The 16,232-nt window shown below is 55.1% G+C and carries 14 protein-coding genes; 7 read left to right on the top strand and 7 right to left on the bottom strand.

The features are described 5' to 3' along the window. Positions 1-44: 44 nt before the first annotated feature. The 3 genes from G5367_RS11755 to G5367_RS11745 form a co-directional block, all read right to left on the bottom strand. Complete coding sequence (locus G5367_RS11755) at positions 45-725, bottom strand: SDR family oxidoreductase (protein ID WP_157162400.1); 681 nt, start codon at positions 723-725, stop codon at positions 45-47. A 31-nt stretch (positions 726-756) separates the two neighbouring features. Further along, positions 757-1,389, bottom strand: a complete 633-nt coding sequence (locus tag G5367_RS11750; RefSeq protein ID WP_216979502.1) for a TIGR04219 family outer membrane beta-barrel protein — start codon at positions 1,387-1,389, stop codon at positions 757-759. 95 nt (positions 1,390-1,484) lie between these two features. After that, complete coding sequence (locus G5367_RS11745) at positions 1,485-1,934, bottom strand: copper chaperone PCu(A)C (RefSeq protein ID WP_005343188.1); 450 nt, start codon at positions 1,932-1,934, stop codon at positions 1,485-1,487. Between the two features lie 90 nt (positions 1,935-2,024). Here G5367_RS11745 and G5367_RS11740 point away from each other — a divergent pair, with 90 nt between their 5' ends. Then, the gene (locus G5367_RS11740) at positions 2,025-2,774 is read left to right on the top strand and encodes an enoyl-CoA hydratase-related protein (RefSeq protein WP_421244385.1); all 750 of its coding nucleotides are present in this window, start codon (positions 2,025-2,027) and stop codon (positions 2,772-2,774) included. 18 nt (positions 2,775-2,792) lie between these two features. Here the strand turns inward: G5367_RS11740 and G5367_RS11735 are convergent, their stop codons facing one another. Both G5367_RS11735 and G5367_RS11730 read right to left on the bottom strand, forming a co-directional pair. Next, on the bottom strand, positions 2,793-3,221 hold the full coding sequence (locus G5367_RS11735) for a DUF2753 family protein (RefSeq protein WP_005335785.1): 429 nt from the start codon (positions 3,219-3,221) through the stop codon (positions 2,793-2,795). Between the two features lie 209 nt (positions 3,222-3,430). Next, the gene (locus tag G5367_RS11730) at positions 3,431-4,138 is read right to left on the bottom strand and encodes a ParB-like protein (RefSeq protein WP_421213483.1); all 708 of its coding nucleotides are present in this window, start codon (positions 4,136-4,138) and stop codon (positions 3,431-3,433) included. Between the two features lie 184 nt (positions 4,139-4,322). Between G5367_RS11730 and G5367_RS11725 the strand changes: the two genes are divergently transcribed. The 3 genes from G5367_RS11725 to G5367_RS11715 all read left to right on the top strand — a co-directional run bounded on the left by G5367_RS11725 (position 4,323) and on the right by G5367_RS11715 (position 8,042). Beyond that, positions 4,323-5,927 (top strand): peptide ABC transporter substrate-binding protein, encoded by a 1,605-nt coding sequence (locus tag G5367_RS11725; protein WP_421244386.1) that lies wholly within the window; start codon positions 4,323-4,325, stop codon positions 5,925-5,927. A gap of 118 nt (positions 5,928-6,045) precedes the next feature. Then, positions 6,046-6,345 carry a hypothetical protein gene (locus tag G5367_RS11720; RefSeq protein WP_013723462.1) on the top strand — a complete coding sequence of 100 codons (300 nt, stop codon included), beginning with the start codon at positions 6,046-6,048 and terminating at the stop codon, positions 6,343-6,345. Positions 6,346-6,482: 137 nt separating this feature from the next. Next, a complete protein-coding gene (locus G5367_RS11715; RefSeq protein WP_421244387.1) occupies positions 6,483-8,042 on the top strand; it encodes a methyl-accepting chemotaxis protein in 1,560 nt (519 codons plus the stop codon). A gap of 69 nt (positions 8,043-8,111) precedes the next feature. On the opposite strand, the gene dusA is transcribed toward G5367_RS11715, so the two are convergent. Further along, entirely contained in the window at positions 8,112-9,164 is a 1,053-nt protein-coding gene (gene dusA, locus G5367_RS11710) for a tRNA dihydrouridine(20/20a) synthase DusA (protein WP_167571279.1), read from the bottom strand. 232 nt (positions 9,165-9,396) lie between these two features. Here dusA and G5367_RS11705 point away from each other — a divergent pair, with 232 nt between their 5' ends. Further along, positions 9,397-10,359, top strand: a complete 963-nt coding sequence (locus G5367_RS11705; RefSeq protein ID WP_421294370.1) for a site-specific integrase — start codon at positions 9,397-9,399, stop codon at positions 10,357-10,359. 64 nt (positions 10,360-10,423) lie between these two features. Here G5367_RS11705 and G5367_RS11700 read toward each other — a convergent pair whose 3' ends face one another. Next, positions 10,424-14,173, bottom strand: coding sequence for a hypothetical protein (locus G5367_RS11700; RefSeq protein ID WP_421294368.1), 3,750 nt, complete (start codon positions 14,171-14,173; stop codon positions 10,424-10,426). A gap of 338 nt (positions 14,174-14,511) precedes the next feature. Between G5367_RS11700 and G5367_RS11695 the strand changes: the two genes are divergently transcribed. Then, positions 14,512-15,135, top strand: coding sequence for a hypothetical protein (locus G5367_RS11695; RefSeq protein ID WP_203470777.1), 624 nt, complete (start codon positions 14,512-14,514; stop codon positions 15,133-15,135). After that, entirely contained in the window at positions 15,132-16,214 is a 1,083-nt protein-coding gene (locus G5367_RS11690; protein ID WP_421287856.1) for a hypothetical protein, read from the top strand. Before G5367_RS11695 ends, G5367_RS11690 begins: the two co-directional genes overlap by 4 nt. Positions 16,215-16,232 lie beyond the last annotated feature (18 nt).

The following is a 16,232-nucleotide window of genomic DNA, read 5'->3' as shown; positions in this document are numbered from 1 at the left end:
TGTTTTTGTGTGCTGACGACGGCAACCGGATGGTGGGCTTCGCCTCAGGGATTGCGACCGATAAAGAGGTCGGTCACGTGGCAGCTGCTTCTGGCTTCCAGTGCGTCGAGCATATAGGCCGCCGCATCTTCCGGAGTCATGAAGCCACTCGGGTCCACGTGATCCGAGTTGTCCCAGAATTCGCTGCGGATCCCGCTCGGGTAGAGGTTGACCAGCCGCAGCGGTGAGCCTTTCAGCTCGGCGCGCAACGACTCCAGAAAGCCACGCATCCCCCATTTGGAGGCGCAGTAGAGGCTCTCGTTGGCTTTGCCCACCTGAGCGGCGGAGGAGAGCACATTGGCCAGTACCCCGCCCTTGTCACCGATAAGCCGTACCGTCTGCTGGGCCACCAGAATGGTGGAGATGAGATTGCTCTCCACCACCCGGCGGATCTGCTCGGCGGTGTAAACACCGACCGGGCCAAACTCGCCCACCCCGGCGCAGTGGATCACCATGTCGGGCAGGCCGCCCCACTCCACCGCCGCGGCGAAGGCGACATCGACCTCTTCATGGTGCGCCAGATCGGCTGCGATGCCGATCACCGCGCTGCCGAGCAGTTGTTCCTGCTCCTGCAGTCGCTGATAACGGCGCCCCATCATGGAGACCTGATGACCCCGCTCAACCAGTCCGATGGTCAGGGCCCGGCCGAGACCAGAACCGGCACCTGTCACTATGATGTGACCCATTATTGCTCCTCGTCATCAGCTGACGCTCAGATTAGAAAGTGAACTCACCACCCATGAACCAGCCATCGATACGCTGGTCAACGCTGTCGAAGTCGATCTTGGCTTCACGCCAACCGGCACGCAGCTTGATCGGCATGGAAGAAAACTTGTAGGAACCACCCAGACGGTAGTCATAGTTGTCTGCATCGTGGGTGCGCAGATCACCGAAAAAGGCGATGCCGGTGCCCGGGATCTTCACTTCGCTGCCGGCATAGGCCATCAGAGTATCTTCGTCATAACCCTTGCGACCGGAGTAAACCTGCTCGCCATCGTAGTGACGACCGGTCATACCCAGATCGATCTTGAACAAATCGTTGTTGAACAGACGGTAGTAGAGGCTCAGATCGTAGGCGGTCAGGTCGTTCTTGAAGTTGCCACCGGAGGTGCTGAAATCAGAGACTTCAAACTTGGCGTTCGGCAGGAGGATGATGCCGTGCTCCAGTTGCAGATAGCCGTTCCAGTTGTAGCTGTCGTCATAGCTGCCATCGGCGCTATGGCCATAAGCCTGACCACTGCCCTTGGCGGCCCATACGTCAGCACCGGCGGCAAAACGCCAGTCGTCAGCGGCCATGGCACTCTGGCTGCACAGAGCCAGCACAAAACCGGCAATCAGCGTCTTTTTCATTACGTCACTTCCTCTTGCATACATGGAAAAGAGCACTATTTTACTCGGTGCAGCCAAAATACCCAGCGTCAATCCTGAACAAACGACGACAAATGTCAGTGCTTCATATGCTTCATCTCTGCCATCGGCTCAATCGGCTTCACTGGCAGTGACAGATCAAGCTTCTGACCATCGTCCATGGTGAGAGTGAGCGGGAAAGGGGTCTGTTCGGAGAGCGTGCCCACCTCGAACAGCATGATGTGCAGGCTGCCCGGTTTCAGCACCGCTTCGCCCTTGGCAGGGATCTCGATACTCTCGACCTGACGCATCTTCATCACACCATTTTCGTGCAGGTGCGTGTGCAACTCGGCACGCCCGGCGGCAGCAGAAGCCGCCGCCACCAGCTTGACCGACTGGTCGGCGTCATTTTTGAGCACCATGAAGGCGGCGGTGTTGGGAGTGCCCGGCGGCAACAGGCGCACATAGCCATCGACGGCCTCGACCTTGGCCAGCGCCGGCGCCGCCATGCCAACCAGCAGCAGAGAATAAAACGCACGTTTAAACATGGTTGAAATCCTTTTATGATGTTGTTAAACGGCCCCAAGGTTACCCCAGCAGAAACCTTTTATGCACCTTTCAATAACAAGGATTTAGACATGGCCCCCATTCTCATTGCCGAGCAGCAGGATGGCTTGCTCACCCTGACCCTCAACCGCCCCGACAAGCGCAACGCCCTCAATACCGAGCTCTATAAGCAACTGGTGGCCGCGCTGCGAGAGGCGGCAGCTGATGAGGAGGTGCATGTCCTGCTGTTGCAGGGGCAGCAAGATTGCTTTACCGCGGGCAATGATCTGGCCGACTTTATGGGCAAGAGCTCGCTGGAGCCCGACGACCCCATCCTGCAGTTCCTCCACACTCTGGCCGATTTCCCCAAACCCGTGATCGCCGCTGTTGCAGGCCCGGCGGTGGGGATTGGCACCACCATTCTGCTGCATTGCGATCTGGTCTATCTGGCGGATAACGCCCGCTTGCAGCTTCCTTTCGTCGAGCTGGGGCTGGTGCCGGAGTTCGCCTCCAGCCTGCTGCTGCCGCGCTTAGTGGGTCACCTCAAGGCGGCCGAGCTGTTGCTGCTGGCCGAGGCGATTGATACCGAAGAGGCGCTGCGATTAGGGCTGGCCAACAAGGTGGTAGCGGCCGAAGGAGTGTTCTCCTTTGCCCGCGAGCAGGGGCTGAAGCTGGCAGCCAAACCGCCCAGAGCGCTGCAAAAGAGCAAGGCGCTGCTGAAACAGGAGCTTAAACAGGCGGTGCACTTCGTCATCGATCTAGAGGCGCGCGCCTTCGCCCAGGCACTGCAAGGGGAAGAGGCGCAACAGCGCATCGCCCAGAAACTCAAACGGCGGGGCTGAGCTGCCGCTCAACGCCAGTTAGTTGAGGCGAAAACGGCCGATCAGCTCGCAGCCCTGTACCTTGTCCTGCAGCTGGATCAGCCGGGCAATTTCCGGATTGGGGTGGCGCTTGAGAAAGGCGAGCAGAGCGCCGCGACAGCAACCCAGCTCGCTGATCAGTGCCTCACACTCCCGGTTGGGGCATTGTGGCACCAACGCCGTCACCAGCTCGGAGGCAAGCTTCAGGTAGCGCAGCTCGTAAGTCGGCTCATCCATCGCCCGCCAGAAGTCGGCCAGCCGGTGACAGGTGGCGACCCGCATGGTGGCCAGTTCGGTCAACTCGACCTGGGTCATCTCGTAAACATCCCCCAGCGCCTGCTGATAAAAACAGATCGCCGCCCCCAGCGAACCGGCCTGCCAGGCACGCTCCGCCTCCAGCATGTATCGTTGCCAACTTTGCGGTGTCATCTCGCTCTCCCGAATCCGTCATGGTGGGAGTATTATCATGGCTAATTGAGAATAAATATCAACCAGAGGGTTAGTGCAAGATCTCTCATACCTCTGGCGACCTTGCCAAAACCATCATGCGCAATACTCACCTCCAGACAGAAAGAGGGCGACACAAGGGGCGCCCTCTTTTATCCTCGGCAGCTCTGGATGCCGTATCGCGCATCCGCTCACTGCGCGCTTTTGGACTGGTTGAGACTGCACTGCTTGCCAGGATAACCGGGCAAGTCACTGGCATCGCTGCCGCAGGCGAGCCGTTTGGCCTGTTGCAGCCGTGCCGCCAGATTGGTGCTATCTACCGGCATCCACTGCATCTGCTTGCCGAGCCAGCTGGCCCAGGCAAACTCGACGAAATAGACCTGTTTATCCTTGCGAAAGTAGCCCGAATCCTGCAACAGTCCGGCGAGGGTGCGATAGGGGTAATCAGGCAGCTTGTCGATGCTGGTCGGCAACTGCTCCGGGGTCAGCGGCTGCCCCTTCTCATCCTTGAGCCAGGCCCAGTGGTTGTTCTGCATCTGGCTCCAGAAGTTGGCTTTGTCCTGCAGACGGCCAATCACCTTGACCCGGGCATCCTTGACGCCCTGCTGCCACAACGCCTTGGTGAGATGGTGGCGGTCCACCAGCCAGTAGCTGCCATCCGGCGCAATGACCACGGGGATCTCTTTCTTTTTCATCAACTTGTCGAGCTGCTTTGCGCTCATGCCCGCCAATGTGGCCTGGGTCTCATCGACCTGGATCTGGCCGACGCCCCCCTGAGTCGGGTGCAAGGCATCGATGCCGATCTCGCACCAGTTGCCCACCGCCGTGTCGCTCTGGCACGGGGCCAACGCCCAGGCCCCCTGGCTCAGCACACCGGCCAGCAATAACCATGCTTTCATCGTTTGACACTCCTCACCACATTGAACTGCACAGACGCCGGGAACGCTCTTCTACCCCGATGGGGAGTGAGAGTCGAATGCTGGCGGTCAGACCAGCAAACGGGATATCATGATTTCCCATCTGTCGGCGATATTTTCTCGCCGAGTTTTCTCTCCGCTTCACACTATTTGAAGGATCCGACCCATGAAAGGATGGAGCCCCTTGCTGGCCCTGCTGGGCTGTGCTGCTGTCCAGGCTGCCGATATTCCCGCCGGAACACAACTCGCCGCCGAGCAGATTGTCGTTCGCCACCTCAAGGATGAACCTGCGAGCCTGAGTCCGCTCAAGCTGGTCGGCCTGCCGGAGTTGCAGGTACTGCGGGATCTGTTCGAGGGGCTGCTGACTCAGGGGCCGGATGGCAAACCGGTTGCCGGGGTGGCGGCCAGCTGGGAGAACAAGGGCAACCAGTTCTTTACCTTCCATCTGCGCCCGGATGCGCGCTGGTCCAACGGCGATCCGGTCAAGGCCGGCGACTTCGTCTACGGTTGGCGCAAGCTGGTCGACCCGAAAGAGGCGGCCACTTTCGCCTGGTTTGCCCAACTTGCCCGCTTCGACAAGGTGGACGAGATCATGGCTGGCAAATTGCCTGCCAGCGGGCTGGGGGTCAAGGCCCTCGATGACCACACCCTGCAGGTGACCCTCTCCCAGCCGGTGCCCTACTTCCTGAACCTGCTGAGCCACCCCAGCCTGTCGCCGCTCCATCAAGCCAGCATCGAGCAGTACGGCAACCTGTGGACCCAACCCGGCAAACTGGTGGGCAACGGTGCCTTTGTGCTGAACAACCGGGTGGTCAACGAGAAGCTGGAGCTGACCCCCAACCCTTATTACTGGGATCGGGCCCATACCGTATTGACCAAGGTGATCTTCATGCCTATCAATCAGGAGAGCGCGGCCACCAACCGCTATCTGGCGGGCGATCTGCATATCACCGAATCCTTCCCCAAGGAGCAGTACGACAAGCTGAAGCAGCAGATCCCGAATGAGGTCTACACCCCGGATCAGCTCGGCACCTACTACTACGCCTTCAATACCCGTCAGGCACCACTGAACGATGTGCGGGTGCGCAAGGCGCTCTCCTACACCATCGACCGCGCCCTGATCGCCGACAAAGTGCTCGGCACCGGCGAGAAACCGGCTTATCACTTCACTCCGGATGTGACCGCCAGCTTTACCCCGGCCGCCAACCTGCTCTCCACCAGCAGCCAACCGGCGCTGGACAGCAAGGCCAAGGCCCTGCTCAAGGAGGCCGGTTACGGCCCGGACAAGCCGCTCAAGCTGACCCTGCTCTACAACACCGCGGAAATTCACAAGAAGATGGCGCTGGCCATCGCCAGCATGTGGAAGCAGAAGCTGGGCGCCAAGGTCGAGCTGACCAATCAGGAGTGGAAAACCTATCTCGACAGCCGCCAGAGCGGTCAGTTCGAGGTGATCCGCTCCTCCTGGGTCGCCGATTACAACGACCCGTCAGCGTTCCTCGGCCTGTGGGGCTCCCGCCACAGCGGCAATATGGCTGGCTTTGCCAATGCCCGTTATGACCAGCTACTGGCAGAGGCGGCCAGCACTCAGGATGCCGCCAGCCGCAGCAAGCTGTTTGGCGAGGCGGAGGCGATCCTGCTGGATCAGGCCCCTATAGCCCCCATCTACCAGTACACCAATGCCCGACTCATCAAGCCATGGCTCAAAGGCTACCCCATCAACAACCCGGAAGATGTGGCCTACAGCCGCCAGCTCTACCTCGTCAAACACTGACTCCGGCCACAACGATGCGAGGCCCCGCAGGGCCTCGCTATTGATACTGTTCACACCTCGATTTCCAGCCTAAAATGCCGCCCCTTCTGTTCAATTAATCTTCAATACCCAGTCAGACATGCGTTATTTGATACTGCTCTCGTTGTTGTGGACCCTGCCTGCGCAGGCCAATAGCGAATCCCAATGCCAGCAAGAGTTTGTCGGCTGGATGCTGCATCAGCAGCAACAGTTCAGCGATCGCAAGTCTGACAAGATGGAACGGCGCCGGGCCGAGCGGGCCATCGAGTTGGCTCGTCAGGAGTACGACAAACAAGCCAGCTTCTGCAAAACCATGCAGCTTGTACATGAGTACAAAGATGATGATCCTCGCCTCGCCCCAAGAAAGGGTGAAGTTCACGATTTCACACCGGCCAGCTGACCCTCACTTCATCAATTCATTGTGTTGATTAATTGACCCAAGCCAAGTTCGGGTCACTGAAGAGCCTTAGAATGATTAACTGAGAACGACAATAAAAAACATAGTTATCAGTTATTTGGCTTTTTCAGGAACGACACATGACCAGACTCCATCAGGAGGGGGAGATACACTTCCCCGACAACATCGCACTCATCTCGACCACGGATCCCGCCAGTCATATTACCTATGCCAACCAGCACTTCTGTGATGTGGCCGGGTACGGTGCGGCCGAAATGGAAGGGGTGCCCCACAATCTGGTGCGACACCCCGACATGCCCAAAGCGGCCTTCGCCGACATGTGGCAGCGGCTGCGACAGGGCAAAAGCTGGATGGGGCTGGTCAAGAACCGCGCCAAAAGCGGTCAGTTCTATTGGGTAAACGCTTACGTCACCCCGATCCTCAATGCGCAGAAGGAGATCGTCGAGTTCCAGTCGGTGCGCACCAAACCCGCCGCCAGCGATGTGGCCTGGGCCGAGCAGCTCTATGGCCTGCTGCGCAGCGGCAAGGCGCTCCCCTGGCTGAGCCGGTGTCACATTGAACCGGGTCGGCTGTCCCTCTGGCTCTCCGCTTCTGCCTTGTTCACCACCCTTGCTACCTTTGCTACCGGCAACCTGTTATGGCTGCTGCCCACCGCCTTGTTGCTGTTGGCACAGGCAACCCACGGCTGGCGATTGCAGCAACGGCTGGCTCATCTGCTCACCCTTGCCGATCAAGACAAGGGAACCCGCCTCTGTCAGGTGCTCTACACCCGACGGCGCGACACTCTGGCGGCCGTCGAACTGGCCCTGCGGATGAAGCAGGCCGAGCTCAAGGCCGTGGTCGGGCGCAGCGCCGACACCAACCAGCAGATCCTGCAGGCAGCCGAAGATGACCGAGGCAATATCCAGACCATCGATACCCACCTGCAGCAGCAGCGCGCCCACAGCGAGCAGCTGGCGACCGCCATCACCGAGCTGAGCCACTCCATTCGGGATGTGGCCCACAGTGCCCATGAAGCGAGCAATCTGGTTATAGAGGTACAGCAGGTCTCCGACGAGGGGCTGCAAGCATTGGCGACCACCCGTTCTGCCGTCAACCAACTCCATCAGGAGCTGGATGCCAACCACGCCGTGCTGGCCCAGCTCACCAGCGACAGCCAGAAGATCAGCGGCATTTTGGAGGTGATCAGTCAAATCGCCGACCAGACCAACCTGCTCGCCCTCAATGCGGCCATCGAGGCCGCCCGGGCGGGCGAACAGGGGCGCGGTTTTGCCGTGGTGGCGGATGAAGTGAGGGCGCTGGCCCAGAAGACCCGTTCCTCGACCAGCGAGATCCACGAGATGATCCAGGCGCTGCAACAGACTACACGACAGCTGTCGGACGGGATGACGCAAGGGGCGCAGACCTCGGTGCGCTGCCAGCAGCACGCGGGCACCACCGCCGACGTGCTCACCCAGATAAACCAAATGTTGGGGCAGGTAACCCGCACCAGCGACGAGATCGCCCAGGCGGTGAGTCAGCAGGCCGACGTGACGGCGACGCTCGATGAAGGGGTACACCAGATCCACCAACTTGCCAGCCACACCGCCGACAACAGCAGGCAGGCCCTCGATGGCATCACCCTGCTGGTAGAGCGGCTGCAGGATCTCTCGCGACTGATCAACCAGTTCAGATATTGAAGCGACAGCGATCAAAAAAGCGCGTCAACTGACGCGCTTTTTTGCTGCTCTTGCCTTGGCACAACTGGCTTATTCGGCCGTCTCGCTGGCGGCAAACTCCGGCACCTTGGCCATGGCATCCAGCACCACCTGAATATCCGCCCCCGGTTTGCAGGCGTTCTCACTCAGGTGACGGCGCCAGGCGCGAGCCCCCTGCATGTTCTGGAACAGCCCCAGCATATGGCGGGTCATGTGGGAGAGATAGTTGCCCTTGGCCAGCTCCTGCTCGATATAGGGCAGCATCATCCGCACCACCTCGTGGCGGCTCGGCACAGCGTTGTTCTGACCGAACACCAGATTGTCCACCTGCGCCAGAATGTAGGGGTTCTGATAGGCTTCACGCCCCATCATGACGCCATCGACGTGTTGCAGGTGCTCCAGAGTCTGCTCCATGGAGGTGACGCCGCCGTTGAGGGCGATGGTGAGCTCCGGGTAATCCTGCTTGACCCGATAGACCCGAGGATAATCGAGGGGCGGGATCTCGCGGTTCTCCTTGGGGCTCAGGCCACTCAGCCACGCCTTGCGGGCATGGACGATAAAGGTGTCGCAACCGGCATCGCGCACCTGTTCGATAAAGGCCTGCAAAAACTCGTAAGAGTCCTGATCGTCGATACCGATACGGGTCTTCACCGTCACCGGAATATCGACCACATCGCGCATCGCCTTGACGCAGTCCGCCACCAGCGCCGGTTCACCCATCAGGCAGGCACCAAAGCGGCCGTTTTGCACCCGATCGGAGGGGCAGCCGACGTTGATGTTCACCTCGTCATAGCCGCGCTCCTCGGCCAGCTTGGCACAGCGCGCCAGATCGGCCGGATTGCTGCCCCCCAGCTGCAGGGAAATGGGGTGCTCCTGCTCGCTGTAACCCAGATAATCCCCCTTGCCATGGATGATGGCGCCGGTGGTCACCATTTCGGTATAAAGCAAGGTCTGGCGACTCATCAGTCGATGAAAGTAACGGCAATGCCGATCAGTCCAGTCCAGCATGGGGGCAATCGAGAATGTCTGGCGGTGGGCAGGCTTGCCAGATATGGCCTCAGAGCCTGATTTAACGGGGTTTTCACTGATTTGTTTCTGAGTCATTTGCGGGTGTTTCCAGACATTTGTTGATTGAACCTGCCCCATATCTGCCCCACCATTTCATGGGGCAGGTGTACTCCACGAGGTATCTATGGCCGGCTACACAATAGAAAAACGTAAGACCAGCAAAGGCGAGTTACGCTATCGCTGTACCGTCAGGGAACATAAAGGCGAAGAGGTAGTATACCGAGAATCCCGAACCTTTGGCAGACAGTCCGACGCCAAGAGCTGGGGAATGCAGATGGTTGCGATGATCGAGAGGGATGGTTTGCCAGGACAGGTACAACCCACCCCCACCATCCGCGAACTCATTTCGCTCTACCGTACCCACCCAGCCATCAGCCCAACCATAGGCAGAACCAAGGCTTATTGCCTCGACCTAGTTGCCGATTGCGATATCGCCAAGCTCAATGCCGACGAGCTCACCATCAAAGACTTGGTCGATCACTGCCAAGCCAGAAGAGATGCGGGGGCGTCTCCAGCCACCATTGCTCACGACATCAGCTACCTTGGTTCTGTTTTTGCAGCCGCCAACCCCGTCTTCAATATCCCGGTCGACAACAAGCTAATCCTGGAAGCACGCAAGACCCTCAACAACCTGAAACTGGTGGGAAAAGCCCAGAAGCGCACACGCCGCCCAGTAAGCAATGAACTGGAAAGGATCATCCTGGGGCTGGAAAAACGGCAGAGTCACGGCATGGCCAAGATCCCCTACACAGACCTTCTCAACTTCGCCATCCTGAGCTGCATGCGGATAAGCGAAGTGTGCAAGATCAAGTGGTCTGGCGTAGATGAGAAAAACCGGGCCGTGCTGGTTGAAGACCGTAAAGACCCTAGAAAAAAGATAGGGAACCATATGCTGGTTCCTTTGCTGGGTGAGGCTTGGGAGATCCTCAAGCGTCAACCCAGAACCGACGCTCGTGTCTTCCCCTACAACGGCAAGAGCGTCACTGCCGGTTTTCAGCGAGTCAGAACAGAGCTTGGTATTGAAGACTTACGCTGGCACGACCTCCGCCGCGAAGGTGCCTGCCGTCTGTTTGAGGCTGGCTTCGTCATAGATGAAGTCGCCCAGGTCACCGGCCATAGAAACATCAATATCCTCTGGCAGATCTACACCGACCTCTACCCAAACCGGGTACACGCCAAGTTTGAACGGCTACAACAGGCCAAGGTGAAAGTGGTAGAAGAGGCCAAATAAAGTGGGAAAGGTGGGAGCATCAGCTCCCATTCACAGTCCTATGAGATCACCGTACGAGAATGGGCTACCAACGTAGCGCATCTTTCGCAGCCTTGGTATCTGCTCGAACACCATCTTCAAGCCACATATCCGCTATTGAATAAAGCAAGCTAGCAGTTCGAGGGTAATCAGGTATCGCAAGAGCCCAGGCCCTTGCTTGTTGTGCAAGTTCACGCTCTTGCCTCCCGCCTTCACCGATAGCTTTGGTATACACACCACGCATATTGGCACGCTCTATACGAATCGCACCCTCCATCTTATCAGACGAGATCTGCTCAATGAGCTGGCGAACTGTTTTATGAGGCCAAACTTGATCCTCAGGATCAATTGGCGCGTGAGCTAGCATATGTCCAATGCGTGAGTCAGTTACTGTGACGCGATCTACCTCTATAGCTCGGTGACGCACATCATCAAACCACGCTTTCAGTTTCTCGAAATCGATCCTGTCTCCTTCCTGGCCAGGAAGAATATCCAAACTATTTAAAAGTTTATATGCCGCATTAGCTAATTTCCGTTCCTGCTCAGACGTTATTGGCGCGTCACCATTAGCCGGTTTGAACACTGTACAGATGGCAGAAATAAAAAACTCTGGGCTTTCAACAAGCATCTTGTGTAAGGTTAAGCGCTTATTTCGTTTGATAAGCAATGGTAAATATGCAAACTCCATACGGGCCAACTCTTCACGAGCAACGTCAGGCCGTTTATTTAGCTCTTCAAACATATGCTCTACATAATACGTGAGCATACCGCCGGAACTACTTACATCCGTATTGATTACTGTAATGGCCGCTTCAAGGAGGCCCAGTATTGTTGAGGAAGCTACATTCCCCAACAACTGATGAGTAGCTTCAATTGCAGCTAGAGTACGCCCACAAGCACGATAACGATCAACAGCATACTCCATCTCTTCGAAGGTTCCGCGAAAGCCAAACGCTCTCTTTTGACGCCAATACGCATCGTCCACATCAGCACCAAAGCTCGCCACCACATCCCAGCTTTGCCTTTCATTAGGGAGACTCAAAAAAAGCTCAGCAAATTCAGCTGCAGAGAGGTCAATTTCCCCCCTTAGATGCTCAATGCGTCTTATCCAAGAAGGCCCAAAGGTCGCAAATGCCTGGGCTACGACTGCAGTAGCTAGAGCTCTTGCTTCTCCATCCAATGCAAGGAGGCGTCTAACGAAAGAAAGATACTCTTCCTCTCCGAATTCAAGTTTTGAAAGTGGCTCGATGATTTGGAATGGTTGCTTAACCCTCGCAGCTAAATTGGTTAAGCCCAACACACCCTGGGTTGCCTTGAGCTCTCTTAGAGCATCAACCCGTGCAGATTGGATCGTGGCAATTGGGTCATCTCTCACTATACCCATAACATCAGGCATTCCGTCGTCGAAAAGCCAAGTCATAACCAGAAGTGGGTCATCTGGCTGATACTGCACAACCAAGTTATCCAGACGAGCAAGCTGTCCATCTTTTAGAGCCCAATCTGCACTATTGAATGCGCGATGCCTATTGACCTCTTTGCGTAATATATCCCAAATATCGAAGCGCTCTTCGGCATTTTGTGTATTAAAACACCCTTCTAGTGCATTCACTACGTGCTCGAAGCTGGCCGGTTGCAGCTCGTGGAGGATACCTATCAAAGTCTTCCATCGCTCCGGTACTAACTGTGCATGCTCGACCGCTAATTCAACAACAGCAGATTGTGTCGCCCAAACGATGCCGTAGGTTAGTGTTTCTTTCCCTCCTGGTGACGCCTCGGCAAACTTCGGCTTCTGTGTTGGACTAACAATATCGTGAGTACTAGGCAGAAGCTTCTCAAGTAAAGGCCATGCGATAGATGGTTCAGCTTGAACAATATGAGACAAAACCCCGATTCGCTGCTTGTACGTTGCATTTGTGTGTGGAGACCAAGAGAGAAGAATATCACGAAGACTATTTATTGGACGGTTTGCCAGCTTGCCACCGGGGTCAATGGCTGCGAGTTTAGCTAAACACGTTGCCGCACGAAGAAGCTGATTTTCATCCCAAGCAAGCAGCTCAAGGGCCCACAAAACTCCTGTGTGAGCGCTAGCTGGCACAAAAAAGTCGTCACTCTCAGAGAAAATAGGTCTGATTTTTTCAGCATTGCCCTCAAGCAGACTCTCAAGGGCCTCAAAGAAAGGGATAGGTGCGGCCTCGGCAAGCAATGGGAGGTGGTCTTGCAGACTTTCTAGTAGACGATGATCGGTAGATAAATTCGGCAATCCGCGCACAATTTCGTCAACAAAGCGCTGAGGAGTAGACCCTGTCACGACAAACTCAGCCTGCTCATGAAGTGCAGCCATATGAAGTAGCGTAGTCATCATCCCTTCACGGAGCCACTGACTATGTGTCTCATCTTTAGAAGCGGACAGACGAAAAATATCTTCTGCCTTGGGAGGGGTAATCACTTGAGAAAAAACAGCTCTAGCTTGTTCGGCAAATCGAACCAAATGTTCTCCGCCAATCAGATGCCCAAGATGAACGAATGCATCTACAGACGATCTCATGGCCCATACATCGTCAACTCGATCTATTGGAGGATCAGTGAGTTTCGTAAGTCCTCGTAGTGGGGCTTCAACCTCTTCGTAAGTGGCCTTTCCCCCTAAACTTTTAAGTACCTCTGTATCGGCTACACGGGATGGTTTCCATGCACCAGCCAAAAGAGCAGGAATCAACGACTCTGATTTTCCCAACCATTCTGGAGGTTGAGCTGTTCCACTAGGGATCTGACGGGCAAGAACAGCCAAGCTCCTCCCACATCTGCGGGCCAGCTCATAGGTTTCTGACTCGTCGAGTCCCATCGTAACAAGGGCTTTAGATAATTGGGAGCTAGTAGGTCTAGCAAGTACATCATGCTGGCTGCGTTGCTCATCAGCGCCCGCACTTATTACGGTCGGGCCTGATTGAGACAACACACCAACAAGTGTACGCGCCTGACCTCTTGGCAGAAAAATTAAATCTTTTCTAGAGACTAGGTGTCGAGCTGCATCTGTACTATCAACGACCATAGTACGAGCCTCTAGAAACGCCCGTACTTCTGGAGTTGCTTTGCGGATTGTGGCGACCACGAATGCAATCACCTCATCGGCGGAGTCAGCGGCAAATGCCAACCGACTGCCACCTTCCGACAATTTTCGTAGGAGCTCAGCACTCTGTTCCTCGCGACCAGCGAGTAACACCTCTTCGGTTAGAGTTGGTGAAAAACGCGTTGAGAACTCGTTCCAGAACTCACTTGCACTATAGGCGCCAGTGACAGGCGCAAGCCCCATCTCATGTCTTGCATAGTGTGATGCAACTGCAGGATGTCTATCCAGCCAATGTTCTAGGGCAACACCATCAAAACACAGTACATCCTTCCATTCTCCAAGAGCTCGTTTCTCACTCAACCAAACAGGAATCTGTTTGCTCGGTAAATCCCATGTCCTTGGCGTCACGAAGACAAACGTTGTATTCGCACGGACTAACGGGTCAACTTCCTGGGTTCGTTTATTAAAATCACTTTCAGCCTTAATTGCTACATTGCTCGTGACACCAAACTCCCATATTGAAGGGCCGTCTGGAACGAAAGGGGGGGCCCCTGTTGCATCGAGAACGCCATCAAATCCCCGGACTTGTCCCTTCTCTCGGTTAGGAAAGCGAAACGCTGTGATATTTGAAGCCGACGCGGTGATGAGGTCTGCAACCAAACCAGGAAACGTTGTACGAGCAGTTAGCGTGTTAGACCATTCTTGTAAATTGTGGGCAGAAATCCATCTCATTACTAATCACCTTGACGTAATAGCATTCTCGTAGGGAGCGGCCGCTGGATACGATGTTCTTTCAAACTGACGTCGCCACAGATGCAATACAGACAGAAAGAATTTAAAAAACCTGTCCACTCAAGCGGAGAAAAATACTGCTCTGTTGTGGAGACCAATTTTACCGCATAATACGCCATCGAGTCTCAGCACGGTAGCTTGTCCTTCCCTGAAGCGCAGTCTTCAAAGGCTGCCTCGAAAACGTGACAGCAGTGCTGTGACTAACTCTTATTTCTTTCTCGTGTTGGAGAGTTCAGCTGAGCTGCCTTCACGCTTGGATTGGCCTCGAGGGATAACATTTGCAAGAGCACGAATATTCAATCATTGGTCATAGCAGGAGCACGATTGGCCGCTGGCTAGGAATGCTGGCGAGCTTGATAGTGTCACTCCTACCTGCTGTGGGAATAGGGCTCTCGGAAGGGTTGGCAAAAATTGGATTACCAGAGTGGGGGAAGTATTTCCTAGTCATTCCGCTTACCGCCGGGGTTATCTATACCGGCATACACTGGTGTTTCAATAAATTTGCCTGGCGTCCCCTAAGCTACTTGTCTCAGATACCTTATATTGCTGGTACATGGACCTGTGAGGGGAAGACTTATGCTGACGATGGAAGCGTTGCTCACTATTGGCAAGGAGAACTTCTCATTTCACAGACCTGGGAAAAAATCCGGGTTCGGCTTGAGACGAAGTCATCTACATCCCACAGCATCTCAGTTGCACTTATTCCAGAGGTCGATGGCTGCTGGATGCTTATGTATAGCTACACGAACCAACCAAAGGTTGGCAATCTGGATCTCAACGCCCATAAGGGCTATGCGGAGATGAGGATTTCCAAAGGGTTGGAAACTGCAGAAGGCGAGTACTTCACAGCGAAGAGCCGCGGAACGGTAGGATCGATGAAATTCATCAGGAGAAAAGGATGAGTAAGGACGTAAGTAGAAGGCTGTCGGATCTCAAGGCGCGGCGACAAGGTAAAACCATGACCATGGATAGCCTATATGAAAGTGTCGCTGGCCTGGAAAAATTCGAATCCCGCTCGACTGGAGAGTGGTCAAAGTATGCACTCGGCATCATGCAGGAAGTCGATCCCGTATACACCAAAAACTCGATCGCTGAGGGAGAGCGTGTCAAAAATCAGATCATAAATCGTATCAATACAAATGTTGTTTTTGATTATCAAGGATCCGTTCCGCTGAATGTACACATTCGAGGAGTAAGCGATATAGATATACTGGTCCTGCTGAACGATTATCTGACCTACGATAGCACCGGCACTAAAGCGTCAACCTACTACCCTTGGGTCGGGCCTAGCGGGATTGAACAGCTTGCGTCTCTTCGCAACGAGTTGGAAGTTGAGTTGAAAGCCGCATTTTGGGGAGCAGAAGTGGATATCACTGGTGACAAAGCAATTGGGCTTTCTGGTGGTAGCCTGAAGCGGAAGGTAGACGTTGTACCTTCCCACTGGCATGACTCGGCAACATACCAATCGAGCCAAAATAAAAAAGATCGGGAAGTCTACATATTCCAAAAGAATAGCAATACGACATTCTGCAACAGACCTTTCCTCCACATCGACAAAGTGAATGAGAAAGACCAACGCTGTCTTGGTTGCATTAAAAAGATTGTCCGTATGCTCAAAAATTTGAAAGCGGACTGTGATAACCCGTCGTCCATCTCCGTGAATAGCTACGAGATCGCTGGACTCGTCTATCACTTTGAGGAGCAACCGATTAGCTTCTCTTTCTACCAGGAGTTGGCATTGATTGCCGCAACAAGGCAGCAGCTGGATCGAATGATCGACAATAAGCAATGGACAATGGGCCTGATTACGCCGGACGGAATTCGGAAGATTATCGATTCTGAGGAAAAATTCGAGTCGCTGAAACTGCTACGTGCGGAGGTCAATGACTTACTCAAGAATTTGGCTCAGGAGCTTACAGGGCAATCTTGGGTGGCCGATAGTGAGGCGGTTCGTGTTGTGGGAAACGCATGGGTTTATTAATACAGAATACAGAGATTC

This window comes from Aeromonas sp. 604282 (assembly GCF_049170575.1).
Lineage (GTDB): Bacteria > Pseudomonadota > Gammaproteobacteria > Enterobacterales > Aeromonadaceae > Aeromonas > Aeromonas veronii_A.
The sequence above is the reverse complement of the archived record's forward strand: the minus strand, read 5'-3'. Positions and strand labels throughout refer to the sequence as shown.

Coding starts and splice junctions, on each gene's coding strand:
- G5367_RS11690 (WP_421287856.1), top strand. CDS start 15,132: ATGAGTAAGGACGTAAGTAGAAGGCTGTCGGATCTCAAGGCGCGGCGA.
- G5367_RS11720 (WP_013723462.1), top strand. CDS start 6,046: ATGCGTTATTTGATACTGCTCTCGTTGTTGTGGACCCTGCCTGCGCAG.
- G5367_RS11700 (WP_421294368.1), bottom strand. CDS start 14,173: ATGAGATGGATTTCTGCCCACAATTTACAAGAATGGTCTAACACGCTA.
- G5367_RS11755 (WP_157162400.1), bottom strand. CDS start 725: ATGGGTCACATCATAGTGACAGGTGCCGGTTCTGGTCTCGGCCGGGCC.
- G5367_RS11715 (WP_421244387.1), top strand. CDS start 6,483: ATGACCAGACTCCATCAGGAGGGGGAGATACACTTCCCCGACAACATC.
- G5367_RS11725 (WP_421244386.1), top strand. CDS start 4,323: ATGAAAGGATGGAGCCCCTTGCTGGCCCTGCTGGGCTGTGCTGCTGTC.
- G5367_RS11705 (WP_421294370.1), top strand. CDS start 9,397: ATGCAGATGGTTGCGATGATCGAGAGGGATGGTTTGCCAGGACAGGTA.
- G5367_RS11740 (WP_421244385.1), top strand. CDS start 2,025: ATGGCCCCCATTCTCATTGCCGAGCAGCAGGATGGCTTGCTCACCCTG.
- G5367_RS11745 (WP_005343188.1), bottom strand. CDS start 1,934: ATGTTTAAACGTGCGTTTTATTCTCTGCTGCTGGTTGGCATGGCGGCG.
- dusA (WP_167571279.1), bottom strand. CDS start 9,164: ATGACTCAGAAACAAATCAGTGAAAACCCCGTTAAATCAGGCTCTGAG.
- G5367_RS11735 (WP_005335785.1), bottom strand. CDS start 3,221: ATGACACCGCAAAGTTGGCAACGATACATGCTGGAGGCGGAGCGTGCC.
- G5367_RS11750 (WP_216979502.1), bottom strand. CDS start 1,389: ATGAAAAAGACGCTGATTGCCGGTTTTGTGCTGGCTCTGTGCAGCCAG.
- G5367_RS11730 (WP_421213483.1), bottom strand. CDS start 4,138: ATGAAAGCATGGTTATTGCTGGCCGGTGTGCTGAGCCAGGGGGCCTGG.